An 11,647-nucleotide genomic window follows, 5' to 3' on the forward strand; every position below is an offset into this window, starting at 1 on the left:
ACTTTTAAAACTGTCAAGCCAAAGCACGCAATCTATACCCATGCCAATTATGCCAAATTATCAATGCTATAGACATTTTGCCCGCTTGGTGCTATATTGAGAAAAAATCTCAACATCAACCTGTGTCAAATTGATACACAACAAAATAAGGAAAACCCATGAAGCGTATTTGTCAAATGATGATTTTTGTGGCGTGTGCCGCAACTGTTTTGGGCTGTAATAGCCTTAAGCCAACCGCTTCGGTCATGGTTGGCACAACGCTAAACCAGCCACAAAGCACACGATAAGAGCATATCATGAAAACAAAAACCACCGTTTTGACCACTTTGACGCTGGCATTGACCGCTTGTCAAGCCCTACCAACGACAAGCCAGCCAGCCAAGACCTCGCCCAATCTGCAAGCCACCCAAGCCACAGCAGACACAACCGCTCCTTATCTGACCAAACTTGACAACGGCTTGACCGTCATTATTAAACAAGATACCCGTGCACCGATTGTCATGACGCAGATTTGGTATAATGTTGGCTCGGCTGACGAACCCTTGGGCAAGGGTGGCATTTCACATTATTTGGAACATTTGATGTTCAAGGACTCAGTTGGTGTTAGTGGCAATGATTATCAACGCCTGATGAGCCATTTTGGCAGTCAAAATAATGCTTTCACCACCGATGAGCATACCGTTTATTATGAAAGCCTGCCTGCCAACCAGTTTCCGCTGGCTTTGCAAATTGAGGCAAACCGCATGAAAAACCTGCTGCTTAAGACAGATGAGGTTGCCACCGAACGACAAATCATCAAAGAAGAGCGGCGACTGCGTACCGAAGACAACCCCCTTGCCAAAGCCTATGAAGAGTTCTTGCAACAAGCCATGCCAAACTCACCAAAAGGTCGCCCCATTATCGGCAGTATGGCGGATTTGGACAATATCACGCTTGATGATTTGCAACAATGGTACCGCACATGGTACGCCCCCAACAATGCTGTGCTGGTGCTGGTTGGCGATATTAGTCCAGAGGCTGCAATGCCTTGGGTAAAAAAATATTTTGCACCGCTGCCAGCACTGCCTCTGCCCCAGCGGGTGAATCTGGACGAAACCAGCCATCGCGGTTACAAAGAGCTGCAAAGCACACAAAATGTTGAAGTACCAAGTTTGCTGTTGGGCTTTAATGTGCCTGCACTGGGCAGCAAGATGGGCAATGAGGCTTATGCACTGTCTTTGTTGAGTGATATCGCTGACGGTGGTTTGTCGGCACGATTTGAGCAAAATTTGGTTCGCAAATCCCAAAAATTAAACAGCGTATCAGTCAGCTATGATATGCTTGCCAAAGGCGACACTGTATTTAGTATTTTTGCCACCCCTCGTGCCAATGTCAGTTTGCAAGAGGCACAAGAGGCGATTTTGTCCGAACTTTGGCAAATCTACCAAAACCCAATAAAAGAAGAAGAGCTTGCTCGCAGTCGTGCCAGCTTGTTGTCCTCACTGGTGTTTGCCAATGACAGCATTGACAATCAAGCAAATACCTTGGGACTGCTTGCCAGCATGGGCTTACCACTTGATACATTGCAAACTTTGCCAAACAAACTTGATACCATCAGCCAAGATGACATTAAAAATGTTGGCAAAAAATATCTCAATAAAGACAATCTGACAAGCGTTCATATCATACCAAAACAACCCTAAAGCAAGCAGACCATCATGAATTACCTAAAATTTATAAACCGACAGCTGCTAACAATAGCCACGCTTACAACACTGCTGGTTGGCTTGCCTACACACGCCAATCAATCATCAACAGCTGCACAAAAAACCAGCAATCAGCCACAAAGCTACCCAGCCCTATCGACAGACAGTATCATTGACAGCATTGATAAACTGGGCGAGCTGGATTTTCGCCCACCGCAGTCGCAATATTTTCAGACGGACAATGGCATTCCTGTGGTCTTTACGCCACTAACGCAGATGCCAATGGTGGATATTAGTGTGCATTTTTTTGCAGGTTCGGCTTATGACGAACCAAGCAGTCAAGGGGTTGCCAATATGGTTGCAACCATGCTCACCCAAGGCACAACAACGCTCAGCGAAGATGAATTTGTTGCCAAAAAAGAACGGCTCGGCAGTCAAATCACCACCAGCGTCTCCAAAGATGGCTTTTTGGTTTCGCTGCGTAGTCTGTCGGATGCACCAACTTTGGCACAAAGCACCAGTTTATTTGCTGATATGCTGACAAATCCTGCTTTTGATACGGCGGTGCTGGCACGCAACAAAGACAGATTGCTTACCTCGCTTAAGCAGCAAAACCAAAACCCTGCCTATCGTGCCATGGTGGCGTTTGACCAAGCCTTGTACGGCTCGCACGGCTATGGTCAGCTTAGCACAGGCAATGAGTCCACCCTAGCCACCATCACGCCCAAGATGCTGATGGCATTTAAAGAAAAATATCTCAATGCAAACAATGCCGTGCTGATAATTACAGGCGACATGAGCCTTGAGACCGCCAAAAAGACAGCCAATGAGCTTGGCAGGCAACTGCCCAAAGGTCAATCGTACCGCAATACGCTGCCAGAGGCAACGCCACCAAAGGTTCGCCACATTCATCTGGATCATGAAAGCACACAGACACAGATAATCATTGGGCAGATGGTGGATAAACTTGCCACCGATGATGCCAGTCGCCAAGTTGCCAGTGATTTTGCATTGGGTAATAGCATCTTGGCTGGCAGTGATTTTAATGCACGATTAATGCAAGCCATTCGAGAACAAAAAGGCTACACTTATGGCATTTATGGCGATATAAAGCAGCTACAAGCGGCTGGTAGTTATGCGGTGAGCTTTTCAACCGATGGCGACAAAGCAGCCGATGCTATTTTTGACACCATGGATATTATTAAAAATACCTTAAAAGATGGCGTTACACAAGATGAGCTGTCTTTGATGTATCTGGGCAAAAAAAATGGCTTTGCAAATGGCTTTTCGAGCAATGCCAGCATTCATAAAATCATCAGCAAATTGACCAGTGATAATTATCCAAGAGATCATATAGCAACCGTTATTGACCGCCTAGATAAGGCAAGCGTTGATTCGGTCAATGCCGCTTTGGCAGCAACTATCAAGCCTGATGAATTTATCATTATCACAGTTGGTAAATCCAAACCAGATTTGAGTAAATTATTTAAAAATACCAATAATTCATCTCAATGATTCGTCCAAATGAAATTTCCAAGCAAGCATAGCAGTTTGGTATGCTTGCTTATTTTTTGATAGCTATTCATTGGCAGCATGATTGTTTGTGATAATTATCAAATGATAAGTCTGTTTGTTGATTGATGATACTCAATTGTGCACTATTGTGGCTTATCATCAGACCACTTGGCATAATAATCCATACAATAGCAACAAAATCCATCACAAGATACACAAATCGTTAAAATTTGCTTGGTTTATCACCCTTGCTGATATATAATTAATGTTTTGTTTGACTTAATCATGTGAGTGTCTCATGTTTGATTTTACCCAGCCCCAAACCGCTCTGCGTGATGCCATCACCAGTGCATATCGACTCGATGAGGTAACAGCTGTTACCAACCTTTTGTCCACCTTGCAATTTGATGATGCCCAAAAAGCACAAATCAGCGAGCTTGCACGCCGACTGATTACCCAAGTGCGTGCTGACCGCAGCAAATCATCTGGCGTGGATGCCTTGATGCACGAGTTTTCATTGTCAAGCGAAGAAGGTGTGGCATTGATGTGCCTTGCCGAAGCCTTGTTGCGTATCCCTGACACTGCCACACGCGACCGCCTGATTCAGGACAAGCTGGCTGATGGCGACTGGAAAAGCCATGTAGGCAACAGCCCATCTATGTTTGTAAACGCTGCCGCTTGGGGCTTGGTTTTGACAGGCAAGCTAACCCAGCCTACCAGCGAAAACGGTCTGGGTGCCGCTTTGTCGCGTGTGCTACAAAAAGGCGGAGCACCGTTTATCCGTGCAGGTGTCAATCATGCCATGAAAATTCTGGGCAAGCAATTTGTAACGGGGCAAACCATCGAAGAGGCACTTGCCAACGGCAGAGAGCGTGAAATCATGGGCTATCGCTTCAGCTTTGATATGCTGGGCGAGGCAGCAATGACCCAAGAAGATGCTGACCGCTACTATAATGATTATGTTACCGCCATTCATGCCATTGGCAAAGCCGCACAAGGGCGTGGCGTTTATGACGGCAATGGCATTTCGGTAAAATTATCTGCTATTCACCCACGCTATTTCCGCAGCCAGCATGAGCGTGTGATGAATGAACTGTTGCCAAAATTAAAAGCACTGTTCGTACTTGCCAAGCAGTACAATATCGGTCTAAATATCGATGCCGAAGAGGCTAATCGTCTGGAATTATCGCTAGATCTCATGGAGCGATTGGTGTCCGATCCTGAACTTGCAGGATTTAATGGCATTGGCTTTGTGGTGCAAGCCTACCAAAAACGCTGCCCTTATGTGATTGATTATTTGATTGATTTGGCACGCCGCAACAATCAGCGTCTGATGATTCGTTTGGTAAAAGGAGCATATTGGGACAGCGAAATCAAATGGGCACAAGTTGATGGACTTGATGGCTATCCTGTTTATACACGCAAAGTGCATACCGATGTGTCATATTTGGCCTGTGCCAAAAAATTGCTGGCAGCACAAGATGCGATTTTCCCGCAATTTGCCACGCACAATGCCCAAAGCCTTGCCACCATCTATGAGATGGGCAAGGATAAAGAATTTGAATTCCAATGCCTGCATGGTATGGGCGAGACACTGTATGACCAAGTAGTTGGCGAGAAAAATCTTGGTCGCCGTGTACGCATCTATGCCCCTGTTGGTACACATAAGACTCTGCTTGCTTATTTGGTACGCCGCCTATTAGAAAACGGTGCCAACTCCTCATTTGTCAATCGCATCGTTGATGAAAATGTCAGCATTGATGAGCTTATCGAATCACCCATTGATGCCGTCAAGGCAGCAGGCATTAGCCCAAATCCACTAACGCCACCACCACGCCGCATTTATGGTGAGCGTGATAATTCTTATGGTCTAGATTTGTCCAATGAGCATACTCTAGCACAGCTACAAGCCCATATGCAAAGTGCTTGCAATATTGAGTTTGACATTGCCTCTTTGACCGCTGTAGCAGTCAATCACCAAAGCCCGCATACCGTCCTAAATCCAAGCGATCATCGCGATGTTGTCGGTCAGGTATCTTTTATTGACGCTGGCAGTGTTGGCGAGGTTATCAGCACCTCAATTGCTGCCCAAAATGCATGGCAGCAAGTGCCAGCTGCAGCACGAGCGGCAATGTTACGCCGTTTTGCCGACTTGATGGAAGAGCCATCACGCATGGCATTATTGATGATGATTACGGTGCGTGAAGCGGGCAAAACCCTGCCAAATGCCATTGCCGAAATTCGTGAAGCGATTGATTTTTGCCGTTATTATGCCGATGAGACCGAACGCCTCAATCTGTCCACGCCAGTGGGTACAGTTGTGGCAATCAGCCCTTGGAACTTCCCATTGGCAATTTTTGTCGGTGAGGTGGTATCAGCACTGGCAACAGGCAATACTGTTGTCGCCAAACCTGCCGAACAGACCAGTTTGATTGCCCATTTGGCAGTATCTTGGCTGTACGAGGCTGGCGTGCCAACCGATGTGTTGCAACTGGTCTTGGGTGCTGGCGATGTCGGTGCGGCATTAACCTCAGACAATCGCATCAATGGCGTGATTTTCACAGGTTCAACTGAAGTTGCCAAACGCATTAACAGCCTGCTGGCGGCACGAGATGATAACCCTGTGCTAATCGCCGAAACAGGTGGCATGAATGCCATGATTGTTGATAGTACCGCCCTGCCAGAACAGGTTTGTTTGGATGTTTTATCATCTGCCTTTGATTCAGCAGGTCAGCGTTGTTCGGCGTTACGAATCTTGTGCATTCAAGAGGATATTGCCGATCATGTGGTTGAGATGATTAAAGGTGCGATGGATGAGTTGGTGGTGGATAACCCTGCTTTCTTGGCCACCGATGTCGGCCCTGTGATTGATGCCGAAGCACAAGAAAATCTGCTCAATCACATCAATACCCTAAAACAAATCGCTCCATATCACGAAGTGGCAATCAAGTCCGATGCACCGAATGCCACCTTTGTTGCACCGATTTTGTTTGAGCTAAAAGATCTATCGCAACTAAAAAAAGAAGTCTTTGGCCCTGTGCTTCATGTGGTGAGATTTGCCGCCCATGAATTAAATGAGTTGATCGATCAAATCAACAAAAAAGGCTACGCTCTAACGCACGGTATCCACAGTCGCATTGATAGCACCATTGAACAAATCACCGATCGCATCGAGGCGGGCAATGTGTATATCAATCGCAATATTGTTGGTGCTGTGGTTGGCGTGCAACCGTTTGGTGGCCATGCGATGAGTGGTACAGGACCAAAAGCTGGCGGGCCATTTTATTTGCAACGCCTAAGCCGTATCCATCGCTGGGATACGCCAGTGGTAGACACACCTGCCACCATCAACCAAACTTCGCTACAAAAAGTACAAGCGGTTGCCAAGAAGCTGCTCAATGCCGATCAGCTGGCCGCCCTAGACACTGCTGTACAAATTGCCACCAATTCATCGCTCAATCAAGCCGTGGCAGTGCTACCAGGACCAACTGGTGAGGCCAATACCCTATCATGGCACGCACCAAAATGCGTAACGCTCTATGGCGGTAGTATTGCCCAGAGTTTGTTGGCACTGGCTGCCCTATCGCTCAATGGCACATTGGCACAAGTTTGCCCATCACACGCTTTGGCAGCGTATGCCAATGAGCTGACTGGCGTGCTGGAAGTGGTTGAGCAGCCTGCCGCTGACATGAATGATATTGTCATTGCTCTATCAGATTTACCAACTGCTGAACGAGTGCGTTTGTCATCATTAGATGGTGCAATTCGCCGCATTGTTGATGCCACGACAGGACTTGACTTTGCAAGACTGTATCATGAGGTCAGCCAAAGCTACAATACCACCGCTGCTGGTGGCAATGCCAGCTTGATGGCTTCTGCCTAAACCACAAAAAGCACCCTAACTTGGGTGCTTTTTTATGCCAAATCAACTTAAACCATGCCACAAATCAAGGCAAACAATGGGTCATGCTTACTCATTCAAGCAGAAAATTTACTGTATAAATGGCATAAAGTGAATTTGATGACTGCTGGCGGTGTTTTGTTATTGGTGTAAGTTTTAACTTTGGCTGTGGTTAATGAATAACTCGCCACCTATCATAAATGGCATTGGTGATGGTTGTATAATTGATACATTTGATTTATTTGCATCAATTAGCAGGCGTTGCTATGAGTACAATATTATCAATTTACATTGATTGTTATTTTAATTTCATTTATAAATAGACAGCTTTCTTTCGCTTATTATCATCTAGTTTATAATAATAGTAATCATGATATCTTGATGGCGAAATTGTAGAGCCAAGCCGAATAAGATGGTGGAAATTTTACTGCTTTTTTGCGGATTTGTGATAAAATAACAAATATTTCATACGAGAAACTCATGACAATCACCTACCCATGCCCACAATGCCAAAAACCTAGCGTCTGGACAGAAAATCCACATCGACCTTTTTGTTGCGAGCGTTGCAAATTGCTTGATTTGGGTGCATGGGCATCAGAAGAATACAGCATACAGGGTGCCGAATTGCCCTTTTTTGAGGAAGTAAATGGGGTGATTGATGAGCAAGATTAAGCCTTGTAATCTGTCAGATGGAAAACTTGACTATTTTTAAGGATATATTATGACTTACTTAATGCCAACTTATGCTCGCCAACCCATCAGCTTTGTGCGTGGTGAAGGTTCTTATTTATACACCGCAGATGGTACGGCTTATTTTGATGCACTGACAGGCATTGCTGTTTGTGGGCTTGGGCATTGCCACCCTGATATCAGTGCTGCCATCAGTGAGCAGGCAAGTACGCTAATTCATACCAGCAATTTATTCGGGGTGGATTGGCAAGAAAAAGCAGGCGAAATGCTGTGCAAAGCCGCTGGCATGGATGAGGTTTTCTTTGCCAATTCAGGTGCTGAAGCAAACGAATGTGCCTTGAAATTGGCTCGCTTATACGCCCATCAACAAGGAAAAACTCGCCCAAAAGTGGTGGTGATGGAAAATTCATTCCATGGACGCACGCTACTTAGCGTCTCGGCAACCGCCAATCCCAAAGCCCGTGCTGGATTTTTTACCCTTGATGATGATTTTGTGCGTGTGCCATTTAATGACGCCCAAGCTGTCATGGCACTGAGTGATGATGCGGATATTTGTGCGGTGCTGGTTGAGCCAATACAAGGCGAAGGTGGCCTGCATACACCAAGCGATGGATACCTTGAAGAGCTTGCCAAAATCTGCGATGACAACAACTGGCTGCTGATGCTTGACGAGGTACAAACTGGCAATGGTCGCACGGGCAAATATTTCGCCTATCAGCACAGCACCATCACCCCAGATGTCCTAACAACCGCCAAAGGCTTGGGAAATGGTTTTCCGATTGGGGCGTGCATGGTTCGTGGCAAGGCGGTTGGGTTGTTTGGTGCAGGCTCTCACGGCTCTACTTATGGTGGCACACCACTGGGCAGCCGAGTTGTTTGTGCTGTCTATGAGCTGCTGGACGAAGCACTCATGCAAAATGCTCAAACCCAAGGCGAGGCAATTCGCACAGCCATCTTACAAAAATTTGCCACACAAGGCATCAGCGTGCGTGGTCGTGGCATGATGATAGGCTTTGCAATGCCTGATACGGTTGATTTGAGCAATGCCGTTGATCTTGCTCGTGATGAACATCATTTGCTGATTAATGTTACAGGGGGCAATGTCATACGCCTATTGCCTGCACTTAATTTATCCAAAGCAGACACACAGGTGCTAATTGATAAGCTAACGGCGGTATTTGCACAATTATTTGCACAATCCCCACGCTGATTATTTGGTGTTTTATTGAATAAATTATTAAACATAAATTCACAATCCAAGCCATGATACCCAGCGATACCACACCTGCCCTGCTTGCCGTTACTGGCAAGGCAACCGCCCGCATTAACCATCAGCAGCAGCAACGAATTACCCGATTGTGCATTCGCTGTGCCTTATTGCTCATGCAATATGGTGCAGAATCTGCTGTCGTTGTTGATTTGACCAAGCGTCTGGGTCTGGCACTGGGTGTTGATGGCGTTGAGTGCGGCTTGTCTTTTAATGCCGTCACGCTGACCACTTTGTATCAGGGTCGCTGCATCACTACCGTGCGTAATACAGTGCATCAAGGCATTAATGTGAATATCTTGGTGCAAATCCAACAAATCGTCCTACGCACCGAAGAGGCGAAACAAGCACGGCAATTTTTGCCAAATCAAGACGAACAAGATAAGCTCATTGATGACAGCATTAAGCAGTTTGATGAAATCCACAAAAGCAGCTATTCGGATAATATGGTGTCGCTTTTTGTGGGGCTGTCTTGTGCCAGTTTTGCCTACTTAAATGGTGGCGACTTTGCCATCGCAGCAACGACTTTATTGGCAGCTTTTGTGGCAATGCGAACGAGAATTTACCTTGCCAGCCATCATTTTAATACTTTTGTGATTGCCATCATCACCGCCTTTATTGCCACCTCACTTGGTGCGTCAGCGTATTTTTTACAGCTTGGCACCAATGCCGATATTGCTGTTGCTGCCAGTGTTCTCTTGCTCGTGCCGGGTTTTCCCATCATCAATGCCTTGTCCGATATTTTAAAGGGCTATATCAACATGGGTGTGGGACGTTGGATGTTTGCAACCATGCTTAGTTTGTCAGCTTGTGTTGGCATTGTTATCGCTCTGATATTTTTGCAAATACCACATTGGGGATTGTAAATTATGTCGCAGTTTTTGACCATCGACCTTTGGCAAGTTATCGAAAAAATCGCCCTATCGTGCCTGATTACACTCGGCTGGAGCCTGATGTTCACCCTGCCACGCCGCTATATTGCACATTGCATGATGGTAACTGCTGTAGGCTTTGGGCTAAAACTTCTCATGACGGCTATGGGGGTGCATTTGGCGGTAGCGACTTTTTTTGGGGCGATGAGCGGCAGTTTTTTGGGTGTGTATTTCTCGCAGCGTTATGGACTGCCGCCAAAGGCATTGATTGTCCCAAGCCTGATTTGTATGATGCCGGGGATTGCTGCCTATAAGGCGATGGTAAGCATGGTGCAAATTGGCTACTTTGGCTTTAGCTTGGAGCTATTTTTGTTGATGATGCGGCACTTTTTTGATGCGATTTTTATTATTTCGGCGTTGGTTCTGGGCTTATCCATTCCAGGGATTTTATTTTATCGGCGTAAACCGATTGTGTGATTGAAACAAACTTCACTGCCCCAAAACGCTTATTAGCACCAAAAAAGCCCATGGTAATTATGGGCTTTTAAGTCAATTGATAGTATTAACGGCAGATTTGATTCGGTGATTTTTTGGCAACCAGCCATCTTGTACCATCCAAATTTTCTGCCTCTTGGTAGGAGAAAGTTAGAACAGTGGTAAGTTTTACAACTTGGAACTTTGAATCTTCTTCTGTGCTGTCATTACCCTCAAAAATAAGGTAGTTGCTCATTGGGAATGCATCTCTGCCAAAACTCTCATTCATCTGCTGTGAGTTGGTCAAAAGTGCATTGTATCTGTAAGCAGAGCCCCATTGATACATTCCACGCTCTTTCGCACAAATTTCGATTTTCTGTCCTTGGTTTATATCAGCATAACTCATAGAAACAGTCGCCAATAACATTGTCATTACCAGCAGTTTAAATTTCATCGCACTCTCCACTTGTTTGGTAAAATAACACTTGTTTAATTATAAACTTTGAGCTATATTACACAAATCCAATATCGACAAAATACACCGCCATAGTGGAATTGCCATGCAAACGCACGATAAAATCCGAACACTGCGAGAAGCCAAAAAAATCACCCAAGAGGAATTTGCTGAAAAATTATCCATGTCTGCCAGTGGTTATTCTAAAATTGAGCGTGGCGAAACCCAGTTAAATCTCAACCGACTACAGCAAATTGCTGATATTTTGGCAATCAGCGTGTTTGATCTACTGCCCAGCAGTGGCGGTATCATACAGACGCTCAATGGTGCTTATCATTTCAATGGCACTTTTAATCAATACAGCGATGCCCAGCAAGAAATTGAAAAATTACAACTGACAATCAGTCATCTCAACCAGCTGCTGGAACAAAAACAACAACAAATTGATATGCAATAAGAGCTAATATCACTATTAAGACAAGCTCATCAAAATATGCAAGCCTAAATTCTTAGCACTCGCCCATTGCATTTATGGATAGGCAGTATTTGCAGATATATTTTCAACGAGCTGGTTTTTATTTAAACATTTCATCTATACCACCCAAAAAGACTGGATTTCATGGCTAAATTCAGTTTGGCATTGCCACCTTTGTCTAATATCAGGGGGGGGGAATTTACGCCAATCACCGCCTGTTTGTTTTTTCATAATACATTGCTTGGGTCTTTACGAGTGAATTTAATAGTTGCATTAAGTTTAACAGAAAAAATATAAAAAAGACCAATAATGCA

Annotated in this window: 10 protein-coding genes; 9 read left to right on the top strand and 1 reads right to left on the bottom strand. The window is 45.2% G+C overall.

Annotated elements, in window-relative coordinates:
• The first annotated feature begins 158 nt into the window (after positions 1-158).
• The 8 genes from EL162_RS10310 to EL162_RS07200 all read left to right on the top strand — a co-directional run bounded on the left by EL162_RS10310 (position 159) and on the right by EL162_RS07200 (position 10,407).
• Positions 159-287, top strand: a complete 129-nt coding sequence (locus EL162_RS10310; protein WP_259772315.1) for a hypothetical protein — start codon at positions 159-161, stop codon at positions 285-287.
• A 9-nt stretch (positions 288-296) separates the two neighbouring features.
• Positions 297-1,682 (top strand): M16 family metallopeptidase, encoded by a 1,386-nt coding sequence (locus EL162_RS07170; protein ID WP_126331102.1) that lies wholly within the window; start codon positions 297-299, stop codon positions 1,680-1,682.
• A 15-nt stretch (positions 1,683-1,697) separates the two neighbouring features.
• The gene (locus tag EL162_RS07175) at positions 1,698-3,200 is read left to right on the top strand and encodes a M16 family metallopeptidase (protein WP_126331104.1); all 1,503 of its coding nucleotides are present in this window, start codon (positions 1,698-1,700) and stop codon (positions 3,198-3,200) included.
• 298 nt (positions 3,201-3,498) lie between these two features.
• Positions 3,499-7,083, top strand: a complete 3,585-nt coding sequence (gene putA / locus EL162_RS07180) for a bifunctional proline dehydrogenase/L-glutamate gamma-semialdehyde dehydrogenase PutA (RefSeq protein ID WP_126331106.1) — start codon at positions 3,499-3,501, stop codon at positions 7,081-7,083.
• 498 nt (positions 7,084-7,581) lie between these two features.
• A complete protein-coding gene (locus EL162_RS07185) occupies positions 7,582-7,773 on the top strand; it encodes a DNA gyrase inhibitor YacG (protein WP_126331108.1) in 192 nt (63 codons plus the stop codon).
• A gap of 49 nt (positions 7,774-7,822) precedes the next feature.
• Positions 7,823-9,001: an aspartate aminotransferase family protein gene (locus EL162_RS07190; protein WP_126331110.1), complete on the top strand. Its 1,179-nt coding sequence runs from the start codon at positions 7,823-7,825 to the stop codon at positions 8,999-9,001.
• Positions 9,002-9,054: 53 nt separating this feature from the next.
• Positions 9,055-9,924: a threonine/serine exporter family protein gene (locus EL162_RS07195; protein WP_076555893.1), complete on the top strand. Its 870-nt coding sequence runs from the start codon at positions 9,055-9,057 to the stop codon at positions 9,922-9,924.
• 3 nt (positions 9,925-9,927) lie between these two features.
• A complete protein-coding gene (locus EL162_RS07200; protein WP_170161431.1) occupies positions 9,928-10,407 on the top strand; it encodes a threonine/serine exporter family protein in 480 nt (159 codons plus the stop codon).
• An 85-nt stretch (positions 10,408-10,492) separates the two neighbouring features.
• Here the strand turns inward: EL162_RS07200 and EL162_RS07205 are convergent, their stop codons facing one another.
• Positions 10,493-10,858, bottom strand: a complete 366-nt coding sequence (locus EL162_RS07205) for a hypothetical protein (RefSeq protein WP_126331111.1) — start codon at positions 10,856-10,858, stop codon at positions 10,493-10,495.
• Positions 10,859-10,964: 106 nt separating this feature from the next.
• Here EL162_RS07205 and EL162_RS07210 point away from each other — a divergent pair, with 106 nt between their 5' ends.
• Positions 10,965-11,315 carry a helix-turn-helix domain-containing protein gene (locus EL162_RS07210; protein ID WP_126331113.1) on the top strand — a complete coding sequence of 117 codons (351 nt, stop codon included), beginning with the start codon at positions 10,965-10,967 and terminating at the stop codon, positions 11,313-11,315.
• Positions 11,316-11,647 lie beyond the last annotated feature (332 nt).

Origin of the sequence: Moraxella cuniculi, from assembly GCF_900637105.1 — a bacterium.
In the GTDB taxonomy this organism is placed as follows: domain Bacteria; phylum Pseudomonadota; class Gammaproteobacteria; order Pseudomonadales; family Moraxellaceae; genus Moraxella; species Moraxella cuniculi.